The organism is Streptomyces sp. NPDC030838 (genome assembly GCF_055572035.1).
In genome coordinates, this window is record NZ_JBVIED010000012.1 from 269168 (window position 1) to 288566 (window position 19399).

The 19399-nt window shown below is 73.4% G+C and carries 11 protein-coding genes; 10 read left to right on the forward strand and 1 reads right to left on the reverse strand.

All coding sequences use genetic code 11. From position 1 onward, the window contains the following. Positions 1-127: 127 nt before the first annotated feature. The 5 genes from ACZ42A_RS28140 to fxsT all read left to right on the forward strand — a co-directional run bounded on the left by ACZ42A_RS28140 (position 128) and on the right by fxsT (position 11558). The gene (locus ACZ42A_RS28140; protein WP_468530066.1) at positions 128-1645 is read left to right on the forward strand and encodes a 3' terminal RNA ribose 2'-O-methyltransferase Hen1; all 1518 of its coding nucleotides are present in this window, start codon (positions 128-130) and stop codon (positions 1643-1645) included. Then, positions 1642-4215, forward strand: coding sequence for a polynucleotide kinase-phosphatase (locus tag ACZ42A_RS28145; RefSeq protein WP_468530067.1), 2574 nt, complete (start codon positions 1642-1644; stop codon positions 4213-4215). Before ACZ42A_RS28140 ends, ACZ42A_RS28145 begins: the two co-directional genes overlap by 4 nt. A gap of 165 nt (positions 4216-4380) precedes the next feature. Then, complete coding sequence (locus ACZ42A_RS28150; RefSeq protein WP_468530068.1) at positions 4381-5916, forward strand: VMAP-C domain-containing protein; 1536 nt, start codon at positions 4381-4383, stop codon at positions 5914-5916. A gap of 11 nt (positions 5917-5927) precedes the next feature. Beyond that, complete coding sequence (locus ACZ42A_RS28155; RefSeq protein WP_468530069.1) at positions 5928-6980, forward strand: AAA family ATPase; 1053 nt, start codon at positions 5928-5930, stop codon at positions 6978-6980. Continuing rightward, positions 6981-11558 (forward strand): FxSxx-COOH system tetratricopeptide repeat protein, encoded by a 4578-nt coding sequence (fxsT, locus tag ACZ42A_RS28160; RefSeq protein WP_468530070.1) that lies wholly within the window; start codon positions 6981-6983, stop codon positions 11556-11558. Positions 11559-12111: 553 nt separating this feature from the next. Here the strand turns inward: fxsT and ACZ42A_RS28165 are convergent. After that, positions 12112-13413 (reverse strand): cation:proton antiporter, encoded by a 1302-nt coding sequence (locus ACZ42A_RS28165; RefSeq protein ID WP_468530071.1) that lies wholly within the window; start codon positions 13411-13413, stop codon positions 12112-12114. Positions 13414-13532: 119 nt separating this feature from the next. Here ACZ42A_RS28165 and ACZ42A_RS28170 point away from each other — a divergent pair, with 119 nt between their 5' ends. The 5 genes from ACZ42A_RS28170 to ACZ42A_RS28190 all read left to right on the forward strand — a co-directional run bounded on the left by ACZ42A_RS28170 (position 13533) and on the right by ACZ42A_RS28190 (position 19391). Then, positions 13533-14714 carry an alpha/beta fold hydrolase gene (locus ACZ42A_RS28170; RefSeq protein ID WP_468530072.1) on the forward strand — a complete coding sequence of 394 codons (1182 nt, stop codon included), beginning with the start codon at positions 13533-13535 and terminating at the stop codon, positions 14712-14714. Beyond that, complete coding sequence (locus ACZ42A_RS28175; protein WP_468530073.1) at positions 14711-15829, forward strand: effector-associated domain 2-containing protein; 1119 nt, start codon at positions 14711-14713, stop codon at positions 15827-15829. Before ACZ42A_RS28170 ends, ACZ42A_RS28175 begins: the two co-directional genes overlap by 4 nt. A 100-nt stretch (positions 15830-15929) precedes the next feature. After that, positions 15930-16169, forward strand: coding sequence for a hypothetical protein (locus tag ACZ42A_RS28180; RefSeq protein WP_468530074.1), 240 nt, complete (start codon positions 15930-15932; stop codon positions 16167-16169). 237 nt (positions 16170-16406) lie between these two features. Further along, the gene (locus ACZ42A_RS28185) at positions 16407-18101 is read left to right on the forward strand and encodes an HEXXH motif domain-containing protein (protein ID WP_468530075.1); all 1695 of its coding nucleotides are present in this window, start codon (positions 16407-16409) and stop codon (positions 18099-18101) included. Between the two features lie 66 nt (positions 18102-18167). After that, a complete protein-coding gene (locus ACZ42A_RS28190) occupies positions 18168-19391 on the forward strand; it encodes an arginine deiminase (protein ID WP_468530076.1) in 1224 nt (407 codons plus the stop codon). Positions 19392-19399 lie beyond the last annotated feature (8 nt).

Genomic DNA, 19399 nt, shown 5'->3' on the forward strand with positions numbered 1-19399 from the left:
GTCGCGCCGCATGTGCGACAGTATGACCGTCGTCCTGCCGGGCCCCCGGGATCACCCTTCCCGGGGGCTTTCGCGCGCACGGCATCCCATCACCGCATCCTGTCCACCGGCCGGAGAGGCCCTTCGCATGTTCCTGACGATCAGTACCACCGGCACCCCCGAACGCCCGGCGACCGACCTCGGCTTCCTGCTGCACAAGCATCCCGAGAAGGCGCAGGCGTTCTCCACCTCCTACGGCACCGCGCACGTCCTCTACCCCGAGGCGGACGAGCAGCGGTGCACGGCGGCGCTGCTGCTCGAGGTGGACGCGGTGGCACTGGTCCGGCGCGGCAAGGGCAAGGGCCGCGGCGGCGCCCCCGACGCGGCGCTCGCGCAGTACGTCAACGACCGCCCGTACGCCGCCTCCTCGCTGCTCGCGGTAGCCCTCAGCGCCGTCTTCTCGAGCGCGATGAGGGGCGTCTGCCACGCCCGGCCGGAACTGCCGGAGCAGGCCCGGCCGCTGCGCGTCGAGGTGCCCGCGCTGCCCGCCCGCGGCGGCCCCGAGCTGGTACGGCGCCTGTTCGAGCCGCTGGGCTGGACGGTCACCGCCGAACCCGTCGCCCTGGACACCGCGTTCCCGGAGTGGGGCGACTCCCGCTACGTACGGCTGACCCTGGAGTCGCAGACCCGCACGGTCGCCGAGGCCCTGCGCCATCTGTACGTCCTGCTCCCGGTCCTGGACGACGCCAAGCACTACTGGGTGGCGCCCGACGAGGTCGACAAGCTGCTGCGGGCCGGTGAGGGCTGGCTGCCCGAGCACCCGGAGCAGAAGCTGATCACCAGCCGCTATCTGGCCCGCCGCTGGTCGCTGACCCGGCAGGCGATGGAGCGCCTGGAACTGGTGCGGCTGGCCGAGACGGACGACAGCGAGGTCGAGACCATCGACAACGCCGTCGCCGAGGAGACCGAGGCCGAGGAGAAGCCCACCCCGCTCGCCGTGCAGCGGCGGGACGCGATCGTCGCGGCGCTCACCGAGTCCGCCGCCGCCCGCGTCCTGGACCTGGGCTGCGGCGAGGGCCAGTTGGTGCAGGCGCTGCTGAAGGACCCGCGGTTCACGGAGATCGTCGGCGTCGACGTGTCGATGCGCGCGCTCACCATCGCCTCCCGGCGGCTGAGGCTGGACCGCATGGGGGAGCGGCAGGCCTCGCGCGTGACGCTCTTCCAGGGCTCGCTCGCCTACACCGACAGCCGGCTCAAGGGCTACGACGCCGCCGTGCTGAGCGAGGTGATCGAGCATCTGGACCTGCCCCGGCTGCCCGCCCTGGAGTACGCGGTGTTCGGCGCGGCCCGCCCCCGCACGGTCCTCGTGACCACCCCGAACGTCGAGTACAACGTCCGCTGGGAGTCCCTCCCGGCCGGCCACGTCCGGCACGGCGACCACCGCTTCGAGTGGACCCGCGAGGAGTTCCGCACCTGGGCGGCGCAGGTGGCCGCCCGGCACGGCTACGACGTGGAGTTCCGCCCCGTCGGCCCCGACGACCCCGAGGTCGGCCCGCCCACCCAGATGGCCGTCTTCACCCTGAAGAACACCGAGAACGAGAAGCCCGAGAACCGCGACAAGCACGAGAAGAACGAGAAGAACGAGAAGGAGGCGAAGGCCGCATGAGCACCGACACCACCGAGACCCCCGAGTCCCCCGAGTCCCCCGTGAAGGCGCGCACGCTGCCGGTCACCGACCTCTCCCTCGTCGTGCTCGTCGGCGCCTCCGGCTCCGGCAAGTCCACCTTCGCCCGCAAGCACTTCAAGCCCACCGAGGTGATCTCCTCCGACTTCTGCCGCGGCCTGGTCTCCGACGACGAGAACGACCAGAGCGCGACGAAGGACGCCTTCGACGTCCTGCACTACATCGCGGGCAAGCGGCTCGCCGCCGGCCGCCGTACGGTCGTGGACGCCACCAGCGTGCAGAAGGAGTCCCGGCGGCAGCTGATCGACCTGGCCAAGCAGCACGACGTGCTGCCGATAGCCATCGTGCTCGACATGCCCGAGGAGGTGTGCGCCGAGCGCAACGCGGCCCGCACCGACCGCGCCGACATGCCCCGCCGGGTCATCCAGCGCCACATCCGCGAACTCAGGCGGTCCGTACGCCACTTGGAGCGTGAGGGCTTCCGCAAGGTGCACGTCCTGCGGGGCGTCGAGGAGGCCGAGCACGCCACCGTCGTCACCGAGAAGCGGTTCAACGACCTCACCCACCTCACCGGCCCGTTCGACATCATCGGCGACATCCACGGCTGCTCCGCCGAACTGGAGTCGCTGCTGGGCAAGCTGGGCTACGTCGACGGCGTGCACCCGGAGGGCCGTACCGCCGTCTTCGTCGGCGACCTGGTCGACCGCGGCCCGGACAGCCCGGGCGTGCTGCGCCGGGTGATGTCGATGGTGAAGTCCGGCAACGCGCTGTGCGTGCCCGGCAACCACGAGAACAAGTACGGCCGCCACCTCAAGGGCCGCAACGTCCAGCACACGCACGGCCTCGCCGAGACCATCGCGCAGATGGAGGGCGAGAGCGAGGAGTTCAGGCAGGAGGTGCGCGAGTTCATCGACGGACTCGTCAGCCACTACGTCCTCGACGGCGGCCGCCTGGTGGTCTGCCACGCCGGTCTGCCCGAGAAGTACCACGGCCGCACCTCCGGCCGGGTCCGCTCGCACGCCCTGTACGGCGAGACCACCGGGGAGACCGACGAGTTCGGGCTGCCGGTGCGCTACCCGTGGGCGGAGGACTACCGGGGCCGGGCGGCCGTCGTCTACGGCCACACCCCGGTGCCGGAGGCCACCTGGCTGAACAACACCATCTGCCTGGACACCGGCGCCGTCTTCGGCGGCAAGCTCACCGCGCTGCGCTGGCCGGAGCGGCAGCTGGTCGACGTACCGGCGGAGCGGGTCTGGTACGAGCCGGCGAAGCCGCTCAGAAGCGAGGCCCCCGGCGGGCACGACGGGCGGCCGCTGGACCTGGCGGACGTGCACGGCCGGCGGATCGTGGAGACCCGGCACGCGGGCCGCATCTCGGTGCGCGAGGAGAACGGGGCCGCCGCCCTGGAGGTCATGAGCCGCTTCGCGGTCGACCCGCGGCTGCTGCCCTACCTCCCGCCGACCATGGCCCCGACGGCGACCAGCCAGGTCGACGGCTACTTGGAGCACCCGGCGGAGGCGTTCGCGCAGTACGCCCGCGACGGCGTCGCCCGGGTCGTGTGCGAGGAGAAGCACATGGGCTCGCGGGCGGTGGCGCTGGTGTGCAGGGACGCCGAGGCCGCGCGCAAGCAGTTCGGGGTGGACGGTCCGACCGGGTCGCTCTACACCCGCACCGGGCGGCCGTTCTTCTCCGACGACACGGTCACCGAGGCCATCCTCGACCGGCTGCGTGAGGCGATCGGCGCCGCCGGGCTGTGGTCGGAGCTGGACACCGACTGGCTGCTGCTCGACGCGGAGCTGATGCCGTGGTCGCTGAAGGCGTCCGGACTGCTCCGCAGCCAGTACGCCGCGGTCGGCGCCGCCTCCGGGGCGGTGTTCCCGGGCGTGCTGACCGCGCTGGAGGGCGCCGCGGCCCGCGGGGTCGACGTCGGCGACCTGCTGGACCGGCAGCGCGAACGGGCCGCCGACGCGGCCGCGTTCACCGCGGCGTACCGCCGCTACTGCTGGACCACCGACGGCCTGGACGGCGTGCGCCTCGCCCCGTTCCAGATCCTCGCCGCGCAGGGCCGCAGCCTCGCCGGGCTGCCGCACGACGAGCAGCTGGCCCTGCTCGACCGCCTCGTCGAGCACGACGGCACCGGACTGCTCCAGACCACCCGGCGGCTCTACGTCGACACCGGTGACCCGGAGTCGGTCCAGTCCGGCGTCGACTGGTGGCTGGAGATGACCGGACGCGGCGGCGAGGGCATGGTCGTCAAGCCGCTCGGCGCGCTGGTCCGGGACGAACAGGGGCGTCTGGCGCAGCCCGGTATCAAGTGCCGCGGAAGGGAGTATCTCCGCATCATCTACGGTCCCGAGTACACCCGCCCGGACAACCTCGCCCGGCTCCGGCAGCGGTTCCTGAACCACAAGCGGTCGCTGGCGATCCGCGAGTACGCCCTCGGTCTGGAGGCCCTGGACCGGCTGGCGGAGGGCGAGCCGCTGTGGCGGGTGCACGAAGCGGTGTTCGGGGTGCTCGCACTGGAGTCGGAGCCGGTGGACCCCCGGCTCTGAGCGTGGCAGCGACGGTTTCCGGCCAGGTCGTCCTCGTAAGGGGGCGATCTCGGCCGGACCCGCTGTTCCCCTGGTCCTGGTCCCACTCGTCTCTGTCTTAACCGCTGATGCCGTGCTAACTTCGCTGGTCGGTCAGGCAGGCATACCGGCTCAGGGGGAAGGTCGGTGACGACAGGCGCGGGTTTCGGTACGGCGGGTGAGCCGGACGACGAGGCCGCGCGCGCCCGGGGCCTGGAACTCCTCTTACGGCTGACCGACGCGTTCTGCGAACTGGGCTGCATGGCGGACCCACAGGAGCGGATGCAGTTCGCGTTGGTCCTCGGCGAGCATCTGAACCGGCCGGTCGACATCCGCGGCGTCAAACTCCGCGAGGACGTGGTGACGCTGGTCCGTGCGGCGCTGAACGTGCCGAACGGTGAGCGCGTGCTGGTCACCGTGGTGAGAATTTTCGAGGGGCCCGCCGCGGCCGACGATCTCCACCGGCTGATCGAGCCGGCCGCCCCGCCCGCCCCCGTCGTGCCGGGCCCGCTCTCCGGCCACGACGAGGCCACCGCCCGCGCGTTACTGACCGAGGTCCGGGGCGAGGTGTCCGCGACCCGCCTGCGCGATGGCCTCGTCGAGGAACTCAACGGCCTCCAGCTGCCCGACAACCTCACCCCCGAACAGCTCTTCACCCACGTCGTCGAGTGGAGCACCCAGCTCGACGGACTGCCGCCCGCCGTGCTTCTGATCGACCACGCCGCCCGGCTCGCCCCCGCCGCCCACCGCGCCGCCCTCACCGCCTGGGTCGACGGCTGGGCCCACCGCGCCGGACTCACCGAGGCGGTCCGCAGGCGCCGTGCCGACCGGGCCGCCGTGACGAGCGACCCCGATGTCCCCCGCTGCCTGATCATCGCGGTCGAGCCCACCCGGGACGGCTCGGACCAGGTCGTCGTCCGCACCTGGCTCAACACCGTCGCGGGTCACTGGGACCCCCAGCCCGGGGAACCGGCCGTCACCACCCTGGACGGCCTCGGACCGGCCGTGGAGAGAGCCCTCCAGCAGGGCGCCCGGCTCTGGGCGGCACAGCGCGGCCCCGAGCCGGGCGGACGCGATCAGCCGCCGCCGTACATCGAGTTCGTCCTTCCGTACGACCTGCTCAACCATGATGTCGCGGGACTGCCGGTGCGCTCCGGCGACGGGCGTCCACTGCCGCTCGGCCTGAAGTACGGGGTCCACCTGCGCAGTCTGGAGCGGATGCGTACCGACGACGTCCTGGTCCGGCACCAGTGGCGGGAGCGCTGGCGCGCCCTGCGCCAGCACGGCGTCACCGTGCACGGCTGGAGCGGACCGGACGCACAGCGGCTCGACGCGTGGCAGATGTCCCTCGCCGGGGAATCGAGACATACCGCGGTGGTGCTGGACGCACCGGCGGACGATTTCGCCCGGGAGGCGCTGAAGGCGGCCATCGCGGAGGGCATAGGGCTCGCGGTCTGGGATCGCAGGGGGGTGTTCATGGAGGAGCGCAGGGAAGTGGTCACGGCCGTCTTCGCCTCCGTACCGACATCGGCGCAGATACCGATGGCCATACACCGCCTGCGCCAGAAGGCCGAACTCCACAGCCAGCCGCATCTTCTGGGTAGACATATCGCCTTTTTCTGGGACGATCCGACGCGTCCCGTCGACATCCACCCCCTCGATCACGACGACCTCGCCAGCTAGGAGGCACCGGGATGACCGTGCAGGAGCACACGGAACCAGGCGGCTGGCGCGTCTTCCACGCCACCGGCCGGGCGCCCGAGGTGCCCCCGGCCCTGCCCGAGCCTCCACCCTGGCGCCGGTTCCGCGGCGGCCCGCTCCAGCCCGCGCCGCCGGACGACCCGGAGGCCGCCGAGCGCCGGCTCGGCCCCGGCGAGATCACCCCGCAGCTCGGCCAGGACGAGATCGACACCGTCAACGCCGCCCTGCTGCTGCGCCGCCCGCTGCTGATCACCGGCCCGCCCGGCGTCGGCAAGTCCACACTCGCCTATGTGATCGCCCGTGAGCTGGGGCTCGGCCGGGTCCTGGAGTGGAACGTGGTCAGCCGCACCACCCTGCGCGACGGCCTCTACGTCCACGACGCGATGGGCCGCGCCCAGGCCATCGCCGCCTGGCAGGCCGGACTGCGCGAGGCGGCCGAACCGGAGTCCGAGCACAGCGATGCTCAACTCCCCCCTGTGTTGGGAGACTTCATCACCCTGGGGCCTCTCGGCACCGCGCTTCTGCCCTACGATCGTCCCCGTGTGCTCCTCGTCGACGAACTCGACAAGAGCGACATCGACCTGCCGAACGACCTGCTGCACGTCCTGGAGAACGGTAGCTATGACGTCCCGGAACTGGTGCGCGACGCCGCGGAGGTCGCCCGCGTCCACACCGACGACCCCGGCGGCCACGCCGTGGTGCGCGACGGGCGGGTCGAGTGCCGGGAGTTCCCGGTCGTGGTGATCACCAGCAACGGGGAGCGGGAGTTCCCGGCCGCCTTCCGCAGGCGCTGTCTGCCCCTGGAGATGCGCGTGCCCAGCCGGGAGCAACTTCTGGCCATGGTGGAAGGGCACCTCGGGACGCGTCCACGGGGCGCCGAGGATCTGGTGGACCTGTTCGTCCAGCGGGTCCAGGCGGGCGGCACCCACTCCCTGGACCAGCTACTGAACGCTGTCCAGATGACTACGGTGGGTGGTTTCCAGAGCGACGGTCACGGGCGTAAGCTCGTGGAAATGCTCCTCCGCGACCTCGCGAAGGGCCGCTGAATGAACGGCTTTCCCAGGGAGCGCGCATCCGGACTCGGCGACGGTGGCCTGGCCTCGGGCTCGTCGCCTCCTTCGGCGTTCCCCGAGTCCGACGAGTACGCGCGCGAGGACGAGGCCTCGCTGCGCGACTCGCCCGACCGCGCACAGCCGTACGCCGAAACGGAGTTCCTGCCGCGCTGGCAGGAGGTCGCCGACGCCGTCTGGCTCGCCGCCTACTGGGACCGGCACGGCGGCCCGGCCGGCCCCGGCCGCGAGGACGCCGCCGACGGACCACGCCCCGAAGGGCCCTTCGCCGAGGACGCCGCGCGCCCTCGGACACCCCCGGCCGACGACGCCGAACCGCCCGCCGAGCCGTCGGCCCCCGGCGCCGAGGCGGACGTACACCTCGTCCGGGAGCCCGGCGGGAGGCCGCCCCGCGAGCCGGCCACCGCCACGGGCGGACCGCTGCCGTCGGGTCCCGCACGCCGGTTACCCGTCCCCGACCCCGAGGGGCCGTTCACCCTGCACGTCGGGCGCCCCCTGCTGCCCGAGACCGAGCCCGCGCCGCCCTCTCCCGGCCGGCCCACCGCGCTGCTCGCCCGCGCCCTGCACCGGCTGGCCCGCCGCGTGCCCTCCCGCGACACCCTGGAGCTGGACGAGGAGACCACCGCCGAGCAGGGGGTCGTCGACGGCTTGTGGATACCCTTCCTGCGCCCCGCCCGGACCACCGCCTTCGACCTGGTGCTGCTCGTCGACGACGCCCCCACCATGCGGATCTGGGAGGGCACCACCGCCCGCCTCACCGAGGCCGCCGAGCACAGCGGCGCCTTCCGGGGCGTGCGCGCCGTCCGGGTGCACGTGCCGCGCACCGGTACCGCCACCCTGCGCTGGGGCACCGGCCAGGCCGCCACCGACCCCGCCGAACTCCTCGACGGCCGCGGCGGCCGCATCTTCCTCGTCGTCACCGACGGACTCGCCCACGGCTGGGCCACCTCCGCCGCCGACGCCCTGCTGAGCCGCCTCGCCCACGCCGGGCCCACCGCCCTGGTGCACCTGCTGCCGCCCCACCTGCGCCACCGCACCTCCCTCTACCCCTACCAGGCGGTCCTGGACGCGGGCGGCTTCGGCGCCCCCAACGACGGCCTCGGACACTGGGCGCCGGCCGAGGGACCCGACCCGCTGCGTCCGCTGCCCGACGGGGGCGACGACTCCGTGCCGGTGCCCGTACTGTCCCTGAAGCCCGGCTCCCTCGCCGCCTGGGCCGACCTCGTCACCGGCGATCGCGGAGTGCGCCGCGCGCTGCCCGTCGTGCTGGCCGGCACCTTGACCAAGGGCGCGCCCGCGCCCGGACTGCGTGCCCCGCGCCTCCCGCGCGCCGCCCGGGCCGCCGTCCGCCGGTTCTTCACCCTCGCCACCCCCGCCGCGCGCCGACTCGCCGCCCAACTGGCCGCCGTGCCCCTCGATTTCGACCTCATGGAGCAGCTGCGGCGGCGCACCATGCCCGAGACGGGGCCGGATCATCTCGCCGAGATCCTGATGGGCGGGCTGATCGACTGGGACAGCGATGGTGAGGGCCGCCCCGAGTTCGCCGAAGGGGTGCGCGAGGCGCTGCTCGCCACCACCACCCGCACTCAACTCGCCCGCACGGTCAGCCTGGTGGGCGAGCTGCCCGCGGCCGGTGAGCGCGGGGTCGCGCTGCGCGCCGCCCTGCGCGACCCGATGGGCGCGAGCCTGCCCGACCCGGCGGAGCGCGCCTGGGCGCGCAGCGAACTGGCCGTCATGCGGGCGCTGTCGGGGCCGTACTCCGAACGCGCGAAGCGGATCGAACCCAGCCTCTCCGGGACCGGGCCCGAGACATCCGAACGGGTGGACGCCGATACATACTCCGGTTTGTCCGGAATTACACCCGGTGAGGTGAACCACCAGGGCGACGGGGGATCATCCGGCGGCGGAACAGGCAGTGATCCAGGGGCGAACGTCCCCGATCCATCCGATCCACCTGATCCACCTGGAGAACCCGTGCCGAGCCCGCTGACCGAAGCGACCCAACACGAAGCCCCGGAGGCTGAGCCGCTCATGCAGAGCACCACGACCGCAACGCCGGCCCTTCTGGTGAACGTTCCCCTGCGGAACAACTCGTTCGTCGGCCGCCAGGCGCTGCTGAGGGCCGTGGAGGAGCAGCTGAGCGCCCAGGACACCGCGGCCGTGCTGCCGCACGCGCTGCACGGCCTCGGCGGGGTCGGCAAGTCGCAGCTGGCGCTGGAGTACATCTACACCCACCAGCACGAGTACAAGGTGATCTGCTGGATCCCCGCCGAACGCGAACCCATGATCCTGGCCGCGCTGGCCGGCCTCGCCGCCCAACTCGGCGTCGCACCGCGCCAGGACAGCGTGGGCGCCCCCACCGCCAACACCGCCGTGCCCGCCGTCCTGGAAGCGCTGCGCGCCGGAGCGCCGTACGACAACTGGCTGCTGGTCTTCGACAACGCCGAGGACATCGAGGTGGTACGGCGGTACTTCCCGGCCAACGGGCCCGGCAAGGTCATCGTCACCTCCCGCAACCGCGGCTGGGAGCGGGTCGCCACCCCGCTCCCGGTGAACGTCTTCGAACGCGAGGAGTCCATCGAACTCCTCCAGCGGCGGCTGCCCGGACTCGCGGACGAGGACGCCGACCGGCTCGCCGGGGCCCTCGGCGACCTGCCGCTCGCCGTGGAGCAGGCCGGCGCCTGGCTCGCCGTCACCGGCATGCTCGTCGACGAGTACCTCGACATGCTGGAGCAGCGCAGCCCCGACATCCTGGAGCTGGACACCGGCCACCCGGACTACCCGGTCAACGTGGCGGCCGCCTGGGACATCTCGCTGGAGCGGATCGAGGAGAAGAACCCGGGCGCCCGCCAGCTCCTGGACATCTGCGCCAGCATGGCGCCCGAGCCGATCCCGCGGTCCATGCTGCGCGGCAGCCGCGGCATCAGCATCACGCCCGAGGTCGACCCGCTGCTGCGCGAGTCGATCAAACTCAACCGTGCCATCCGCGACCTCAGCCAGTTCTCCCTGATCAAGGTGGACCCGCGGTCCGACACCCTGCAGATGCACCGTCTGCTGCAGACCGTGCTGCTCGCCAAGCTCGCCCCCGCGGAGCGGGAGCGGATGCGGGACGCGGCGCACCTGCTGCTGTCGGCCGCCAAGCCGGGCGACTACGGATCCTCCCTGGAGTGGCGCGCCTATCAGCGGCTGCTGCCCCACATCCTCGCCTCCCGCGCGGTGACCAGCACCGACACGTTCGTCCGCGAACTGGTCTACTCCACCGCCCTGTTCCTCTACTACTGGGGCGACCACGAGGGCGCCGCGGACCTCGGCCGGCAGGCCTGGACCGCCTGGCTCGCCGCCTCCGGCGAGGAGGACGGGCACGTCCTGCGGATGGCGAAGAGCTATGCGTTCATGCTGCGGCAGATCGGCCAGATCCCCGAGTCCATCCCGATCACCGAGCAGGCCCTGGAGGCCTCCCGGCGAACGGACGTCGACCCCGAGGTCCTGATCGACTCGCTGTGCGAGATGGCCGATGCCCGTCGGTACCAGGGCCGGTTCGCGGAGGCCCGGGACCTCGGCAAGGAGGCCACCGAGCTGGCCCGCTCGCTGTTCGGGCCCGACGACCCCACTACCCTGCGGGCCACCCACAGCTGGGGCGTCGACCTGCGGCTGTGCGGCCAGTTCCGGGAGGCGCTGCCGCTGGACCAGGAGAACGCCCGGCAGCGTGAGCTGCTGCTCGGGCCGGCCAGCTTCTTCACCCTCAACACCCTCAACGGGCTCTCCATCGACATGCGGGAGAACGGCAACTATCCCGAGGCCCGCGACTTCCAGGAGGGCGTCTACCGCAGCGCGCGTTCGGCGTTCGGCGACGAGCACCCGCTCACCCTGCGCATCGCCCGCAACCTCGCGGTGTGCCGGCGCCGGGACGGGGCGATCGAAGAGGCCGCCGAACTGGCCGCGGAGACCCTGCGGCGATTCAACGCCCGCTACGGCCCCGACCACGCCGACTCGCTGTCGACGGCCGTCAACTACGCCGTCGACCAGCGGCTCGCCGGTGAGCTGGAGAGTTCCCGGCAGCTGGGCGAGGCCACGGCACGGCGGTATGCGGCACGGCTCGGCGAGCAGCACGCGTACACGCTGCTGACCAAGGCCAACCTGGCCGCCACCCTGCGGGCGCTCGGCGCCCTCGACGCGGCACAGGAACTGGAGGACGACGCGGCCCAGCGGCTCGTCGAGACGGTGGGCGCCGATCACGTGACCACGCTGACCGTGGCGATCGGCCAGGCCAACACGGCCTACGCCCAGCTGGACTTCGACCGCGCCCACGAGCTGGACGAGGCCAATCTGCCGAAGCTCGCGCAGGTCGCCGGTGAGCACCACCCGCTGACGCTGTCCTGCACCGCCAATCTCGCCCTCGACCTGCGCGGCCTCGGCCGCGGCGCGGAGGCCGACGAACTCCAGCGCAGGGCGGTGGACGGCTTCACCCGGGTCGTCCGCGCGAACCACCCCTGGCTGCTGGCGGCTCGCCAGCGGCGGCGGATCGAGTGCGACATGGCGCCGATGCCGCTGTAGGGCCTGTCTTCCGGATCATGCCGGCGTCGCGGGGCCTGGCACGCGCATCTGCCGCGTTGTCGTCGGTCTCCCCCAAGCTCTCGGCTTCGCTCGAGCAGGGGGGACCCCCATCGCGTCGACTCCCTCCTCCGCCTTGCAGCTGCACGCTCCCCCACGCTCGAACCGGCTTCGCTCGGCTCGCGCGGGGGCACCCCCATCGCCCCCGCTCGGGTCGGCCAAGACGCACCGCTTCTTGCAGCCGCCTGATCCGGAAGACAGGCCCTAGGCCGTGTCCGCAAAGTCCCGCCTGCCCCCCGACGCCTGGCACGTGCTCTCGCCGCACCGAGCGAAAGCCCAAGTACGTCCAGTACGAGGGCTTCCGCCCGGCACGCCGAGAGCACGCACCAGACGCCGTGGGGCCCGCCCTCCGGGCGGACGACGGGACTTTGCGGACACGGCCTAGCCGCGGGACGGCCCAGGCGCGCCCCGGACGTGCGACCGCCGCCCTGCCCGCCGGAGGGCGGTGGGCGGCGGCGGGTCCGTGTACCGGGGCACCGGGTGCCGTCGAGGCGCGTCAGCTCGCCTCGGGAGCCGGGGCAGAAGGCTGTGCCGCGGCCGATGCCGGGTCGGGCTGCGGTTCCGGGGCGCGGGCGGCGAGATGGCGGACCAGGTGGAGCAACGGCTGGGTGAGCAGCGTGGTCGCCAGGGCCATGAACACCAGCACGGTGTACAGCGGCGCGCTCAGCAGCCCCGCCTGGTGGCCGGCGTTCAGGGCGATCAGCTCGGTCAGGCCGCGGGCGCTCAGCAGCACGCCCACCGTGCGCGCGTCATGCCGGCCGAGACCGCTCAGCCGCGCCGCCACGGTGCCGCTGCCGACCTTGGTGACCACCGCCAGCACGGTCACCACCAGCAGGGTGAGCCAGCCCGCGCCGTCGACGCCCTGGAGCGTGACCGACTGGCCCGAGATCACGAAGAAGAACGGCAGCAGCAGCGAACCGACGTCGTGCAGCGGCCGGACCAGGTCCGGATCGAGCGTGCCGCCCTTCTCACGCGGGACCACCGCCCCCGCGAGCAGCGCCCCGAAGATCACATGCAGCCCCAGCGTGTGCGTCACCCACGCCGATCCCAGCGCGAAGCCGATGAGCAGCGCCAGCCGCAGCGAGGGTTCCAGCCGGGTCCGCCACAGCAGCCGTCGCAGCAGCGGCCGCGCCGCCACCAGCATCAGCGCGATGAAGCCGACGGCGAGCAGTGCCCGCCAGGCCCAGCCGAGCGACTGCTCGTGCCCGCTGTTCAGCAGGGCCCCGGCGAGCACCGTCCAGCCGATCACGTCGAGCAGACCGGCGGCGGACACCGCGACCACTCCCGGGACGGTCGGCGCCAGCCCGTTCTCCCTGACGATCGCGGTCAGCACCGGAACCGCCGTGATGGACAGCGCGACCCCGGCGAAGATCACCATGGACGGCGTGAGGGTCCGGGGCATGCCCAGCCCGTGCAGCCAGTCCTGGAACAGCAGCGCGAGGCCGCAGCCCACCGCCATGGGCACCACGAAGGCGGCCAGTGCGGTGACCACCGCCGTGCGCGCCCGGTCGCCGAGCACCTTCAGATCCAGCTCGTAACCGACCGCGAACAGAAAGACCACGAGCGAGAACTGCGCGAAACCCGTCAGCGCCGGCTGGATCGCGTCGGGGAACAGGGCGTCGTACGTGTCCGGCGTCAGCGCGCCGAGCAGGGTGGGGCCGAGCGCGATGCCCGCCGCCAACTGGCCGACGATGTAGGGCTGTTTGAGGCGCCGGGCCAGCCAGCCCCCGGCATGGGCGGCCACCAGGATCAGGGCCGAGGCGCCTACGAAATGCGCGATCATCGCGTCAGGGCTCACGGTGTCTCCCCGCTGTCCGGTCGTCGGGGCAGAACTTGCGTCAACTTCCCTAGAATACTTCTGATTTGACGTCCCGACGGAAGTCGTACACAGCCCTGATCCGGGCTCACGGGGGGCACATGACAGCGGTCGTCTTCATACATGGCACGGGCGTACGCGAACCGGGCTTCTCTGCGCTGGCGGGGCGCGTGGCGGCCGGGCTGACCGCGTTGCGCGACGGATTACGTATCGTGCCGTACTACTGGGGCGCGGTGCACGGCGCCACGCTCGCCGCCGGCGGCGCCAGCCTGCCGCCGCCCCCCGGTGCCGCCGGCCGCGGCCCCGCCCTCGCGGAGGCCCCGGCGCCCGACGACGCCGACGCCACGGCCGCCGCCTGGGCCGCCCGGTACGCCGACCCGTACGACGAGCTGTCCCGCGCCGCCGGCGCCGCACGCACCGCGGAGGAATCACCCCCCGGCCGGCAGCCCCCGGAGGAGCTGATCCAGGCGCGGCTGGCCGCCCTCGCCGCCCAAGGGGACGCACCCGCCGCCGAGTTGGGCCCCGGCCTGCCGCGCGCCGTCCGTGAACTGGCCGCCCACCCGCTGCTCGGCCCCGCCGCCCACGCCGTCCCGCCGGAGGACCTGGCCGTCCTGGCCGCCCGCGCGCTGACCGCACGGCTGATCGCCGGCCTCCTCGACGCCGACGCGCCACTGGTGCCGGTCGGTGACGTGCGGGACGCCGTCACCGAACGCCTCGCGGTGGCACTGGGCGCACCACCCCGGGGCACGGAACGGGGGCTGCGCTCCCTGCTGCTGCGGGCGGCGGGCGCGGCCGCCTCCCGTGCCGCGCTGCGCCGCAGACGCGCCCTGACGGAGGCCGCCCATCCCACCGCCGGGGACATCATGCGCTACCTCAGCCGCGGCGCGGCCGTCCGCGCCGAGCTGCGCACGCTGGTGGCGGGCCTGGAGCCGCCCGTCGTCCTCGTCGGGCACAGCCTCGGCGGCATCATCGCGCTGGACACCCTGGTCGAGGAGCCGCTGCCCGCCGTGCGGCTGCTGGTGACGGCGGGCTCGCAGGGGGCGTTCCTGTACGAGTCCGGTGCGCTGCCGTCCCTGGAGCACCCCGCGCCGCTGCCGCCGCACGTTCCCGACTGGCTGAATCTCTACGACCCGCGCGACCTCCTCGCCTATCTGGGCGGCGCGCTGTTCCCCGGCCGGGTCACCGACGTCGCCGTCGACAGCCGTCAGCCGTTCCCGGCCGCGCACAGCGCGTACTGGACCAACCCGGACGTGTACCGGCACATCGTGGAGCGGCTGCCGTGACGGGCCCCGTCGAGCCGGCCCGGGTGCACGCCCTGATCGTCGGGATCGAGCGGTACGACGCCGGGGAGGGCTGGGACCTGCCCGGGCCCGCCCGGGACGCCGTGGCCTTCCACCGGCTGCTGCGCGCCGCCGGGGTGCCCGAGGACCGGCTCCGGCTGCACCTCGCCCCGCTCCCGGCGTACGTCCCCGACGTGCCGTACGAGCCCGCCGACCACGCCACCCTGCGCCGCGTCCTGGTGCGCGAACTGCCCGCCGAGCCCGGCGACATCCTGTGGGTGTGGTGGGGCGGGCACGGCGTCCTGGACCGCTCCGGCGGGCTGCGGCTGTTCTGCGCCGACGCCACCACCGCCGACAAGGTGGGCATCGACCTGGAGTCCGCGCTCACCCGGTACGCCGGTGACGCCGTCCCCGGATTCGCCGAGCAGCTGTGGATCGTGGACGCCTGCGAGACCTTCGAGGAGGCCCTCAACTTCCGTGATCCGCTGCCGGCCGAGGCGCTGCCCGTGGGCCGGCGCAGCCTCGTCCACCGGCAGATCCTGCTGGGCGCCGCGGGCCGCGGCCGGGCCGCCGCCAACGACCCGGTGCGGGCCACCGGGCTGTTCTCCGAGGTCCTCCTCGGCCTGCTGGCGGAGCGCGCCGCCGTGCTGCCCGCTCCGCCGGATCCGGAGGAACTGTTTCCGGCCGTACGGGCACGCATCGCGGCCCTCAGAGAAGCGGGCCGTACTCTGCAGTATCCGCACATCCGACTGCGCAGCCCCGAGCGTGAGGAGATCGTGCAGGTCGCAGCAGGGGCGGAGCCGGAGCGGACCGGCTCACCGCTGGTCCGGGCGGTGGCCGCGCTGCTCGCGTATCCGCTGATGGCGGACCCCACCGAACGGCAGACGGTGGTCGCCGCGTTGAGCCCACGCGTCACCGCGACACTGCCCCGTCACCCCAAGGCGCGCACGGATGCCGCCGGCATCCTCACCACCCTCTCCCGACACCATCCCGAGGCCCTGTGGGAGTTGTACGACGCCATGGTCTCCGTCGATGACGATCCGGAGCGGCAAAGGGAACTCGCCGCAGCCTTCCGGGAGTTGGCGTCGGGGGATGGCCGTCGTAGCGGTCGTGGATGATCGGTGGCGTGATCGTACGGTTTCCGATGCGGGCATGAGTGGCCATGATGGAACTGGACACGGGGCATCGCGTGCCACCGTGCGAGAAGGGGGACGCACCTTGGACCAGCCGCCCGCACTGCACACTGCCGAAGCCGCCGCCAGTGAGCCGTTCACCACGGCGGGTGTGCTCGGCTGGGAGTCGGATCTGGCGGATCTGGCGGCGCTGCCGTTGACCGCCGTGGACGGTCTCGCCCCGCTCGATCCCACCGCCCGTCTGCTCGAGGAAGTCCTGCGCTCGCACGGCGGCGTCCGGGGCGGCGGCGAGACGGGCGGCGGTGGCGATGGTGACCGGAGATAGGGCCTGCCTTCCGGGTCACGCCGGCGTCGCGGGGCCAGGCCCGCACAGCTGCCGCCGTTGTCGTCGGTCGCCGGCTGCCCCCCAGCTCTCGGCTTCGCTCGGCAACGCGCCGTTCCGGGCAGCCGGTCCGACCCGGTTCGTGCAGCCGGCCTGACCCGCACGACCGGCCCCGGCCGCGCCCGGCCGCGGGTTCCCGGCGCGGTACCCCTGCCCGCACACACGACGGAGGTCCCGGCCATGAGCAGCGAACGGCACCCTGCCCCGTTCCGGATGCCAGAGCGGCTGTTCGCGGAGCTGGCCACCGGCGGCGGCTCGGCGGAGGCGGTCGCCTTCCTCGCGCGGGGGGAGCGGGCACGGCGGCTGCTGCTCCTGCGCACCCTGCTGGACCGGCTGGAGGGGATGTCCACTCCGCTGGCCCCGGCCGCCGAGGCCTGGCAGGCCGTGAAGGCGGCGGCCTCGCGGGCGCCGGAACCGGTGGAGCGGCTGCTGCTCGGCCCCGCGACCGGCCGCTGGATCGCCCACATCCTGCGCCGGGTGCACCGCGGTTCGGCGACCGGTCCGCCGCTGTGGGCGGAGGCCGGACAGCTGTGTGCGGTGGCCGCGGCGGCGGCCGTGCACGCGGGTACGGAGACCGATCTGCGGGTGCCGCTCACCGACGGGCGACTGCAACTGCCGGGCCTCGGCCTGGTGTGCCTCCCCGACGCGCCGCGCGGGACGGCGGTCGGCCGGGCCGTGACCCGGGGCGGCGAGCTGACCCTGACCGGCCCCCGCCGGGACGGTCGGCCGGTGACCGTGACCTGCCGTCCGCGCACGGCGGCGATCACCGGGGCGGCGGAACCCGGCTCGGTCCTGGACCCGCACTGGGTCCCCCTGCGCACCCTCACCCACACCGGCCCCGCCGGAACCGTGGCCATACCCCTCGACGACCTCGACCCCTACCGGGACCTGGACGTCCCGCTGCCACCCGCCCGGCTCGACGCCGACGAGGCCGAGGCATGGCAGCACCTGTTCCAGGAGGCGGCCACGCTGCTCGCCGGGGCGGAGGGCAGTGAGCCCGGACGGCTCGACCCCTCCCTCATCCGGGCCGTCGTGCCCTGGGGGCGGACCAGCCTGCTGCCCCCGGCCCCGCCGACCGTGCCGCTGTCCGCCTCCAGCGGGGACTCCTTCGGCGGGATGGTGATATCCCGCCCGGCGACGGCGCTCGCCCTCGCCGAAACGCTGGTCCACGAGTTCCAGCACAGCAAGCTCGGCGCGCTGCTCCACCTCTTCCCGCTCCTCGACGACGACCGGGTCGAGCGCTACTACGCTCCCTGGCGCGCCGATCCGCGCCACCTGTCCGGCCTCCTGCACGGCGCCTACGCCTTCACCGCCGTCACCGGCTTCTGGCGCGACCGCATGGCCGAGCCGCGGTACGCCGACCTGGCCGCGTACCACTTCGCGCTGCGCCGCCTGCAGAGCCGGCTGGTCGTACGGACCCTGCTGACCAGCGACCGGCTCACCGCGCCCGGGCGGCGGCTCGTCACCGGACTCGCCCGCACCCTGGACGTCTGGCTGCGCGAGCCCGTCGCCCCCGACGCCCTCGCCCGGGCCCGCACGGCCGCCACGCTGCACCGCACGGAATGGCGGCTGCGCAACGTCGCCCCCGGGCCGGGCGACGCCCCCCGGCTGCGCGCCGCCCGGGAGTACTGGCCCGACCGCCGCACCCAGGCCTTCGCGGTCCGCCCCGCCACCCCGCGCACCGCCGACGAGCACCTGGCCGCCGCGGACCCGGCCGGCGCGCTCACCCGCTACGCCGACGCCCTGGCCGAGCACCCGTCCGATCCCCATCTCCTGGCGGGCTGGATCGTCGCCCGCGCCGCCAAGGAGCCCGGCCCCGCCGCCCGCCGCCTCCTGGCGCGGCCGGAGCTGCTCCAGCCGCAGCCCAGCGGCTGAGCGGCCGACGGCGCCCGTCCTCCCGAAAGGCGGGTGAACACGCGCCCGAATGGTCAGGATGGAGGCATGGGACTGCATGTCGACTCCGAGGCCGGGCGGCTGCGCCGCGTCATCCTGCACCGGCCGGATCTCGAGCTCAAAAGGCTCACCCCCAGCAACAAGGACGCCCTGCTCTTCGACGATGTGCTGTGGGTCCGCCGGGCGCGGGCCGAACACGACGGGTTCGCCGACGTGCTGCGCGACCGCGGCGTCACCGTCCACCTCTTCGGGGACCTGCTCACCGAGGCCCTGGAGATCCCGGCGGCCCGCGCGCTCGTCCTGGACCGGGTCTTCGACGAGAAGGAGTACGGCCCGCTCGCCACCGACCACCTCCGCGCCTCCTTCGAGACGCTGCCCGCACGCGAGCTGGCCGAGGCGCTGGTCGGCGGCATGACCAAGCGGGAGTTCCTGGACACCCATCCGGAGCCGGTCTCGGTCCGGTTCCATGTGATGGACCTGGACGACTTCCTGCTGCGCCCGCTGCCCAACCACCTCTTCACGCGGGACACCTCCGCCTGGATCTACGACGGCGTCTCCATCAACGCCATGCGCTGGCCCGCCCGCCAGCGCGAGACGGTGCACTTCGAGGCGATCTACCGGCACCATCCCCTCTTCCGCGGCGAGGACTTCCACCTCTGGTCGGAGGGCCAGGCCGACTACCCGTCCACCATCGAGGGCGGCGACGTCCTTGTCATCGGCAACGGCGCCGTCCTCATCGGCATGAGCGAGCGCACCACCCCGCAGGCCGTCGAGATGCTCGCGCACAAGCTGTTCGCGGCCGGGTCCGCGCAGACGATCGTGGCGCTCGACATGCCGAAGAAGCGCGCCCTGATGCATCTCGACACCGTGATGACCATGGTCGACGGGGATACGTTCACCCAGTACGCCGGGCTCGGCATGCTGCGCTCCTACACCATCGAACCCGGCGCGGGGGACAAGGAGCTGAAGGTCACCGACCATCCGCCGGAGCACATGCACCGCGCGATCGCCGCCGCGCTGGGCCTGAGCGAGATCCGGGTGCTGACCGCCACCCAGGACGTGCACGCCGCCGAGCGGGAGCAGTGGGACGACGGCTGCAACGTCCTCGCCGTCGAGCCGGGCGTGGTGGTCGCCTACGAGCGGAACTCCACCACCAACACCCATCTGCGCAAGCAGGGCATCGAGGTGATCGAGATCCCGGGCAGCGAGCTGGGGCGGGGCAGGGGCGGGCCGCGGTGCATGAGCTGCCCGGTCGAACGGGACGCCGTATAGAAATGTGA

Excerpts from the sequence above, each read along its gene's own strand:
- ACZ42A_RS28155 (WP_468530069.1), top strand. The coding sequence starts at position 5,928 with ATGACCGTGCAGGAGCACACGGAACCAGGCGGCTGGCGCGTCTTCCAC.
- ACZ42A_RS28140 (WP_468530066.1), top strand. The coding sequence starts at position 128 with ATGTTCCTGACGATCAGTACCACCGGCACCCCCGAACGCCCGGCGACC.
- ACZ42A_RS28145 (WP_468530067.1), top strand. The coding sequence starts at position 1,642 with ATGAGCACCGACACCACCGAGACCCCCGAGTCCCCCGAGTCCCCCGTG.
- fxsT (WP_468530070.1), top strand. The coding sequence starts at position 6,981 with ATGAACGGCTTTCCCAGGGAGCGCGCATCCGGACTCGGCGACGGTGGC.
- ACZ42A_RS28185 (WP_468530075.1), top strand. The coding sequence starts at position 16,407 with ATGAGCAGCGAACGGCACCCTGCCCCGTTCCGGATGCCAGAGCGGCTG.
- ACZ42A_RS28170 (WP_468530072.1), top strand. The coding sequence starts at position 13,533 with ATGACAGCGGTCGTCTTCATACATGGCACGGGCGTACGCGAACCGGGC.
- ACZ42A_RS28190 (WP_468530076.1), top strand. The coding sequence starts at position 18,168 with ATGGGACTGCATGTCGACTCCGAGGCCGGGCGGCTGCGCCGCGTCATC.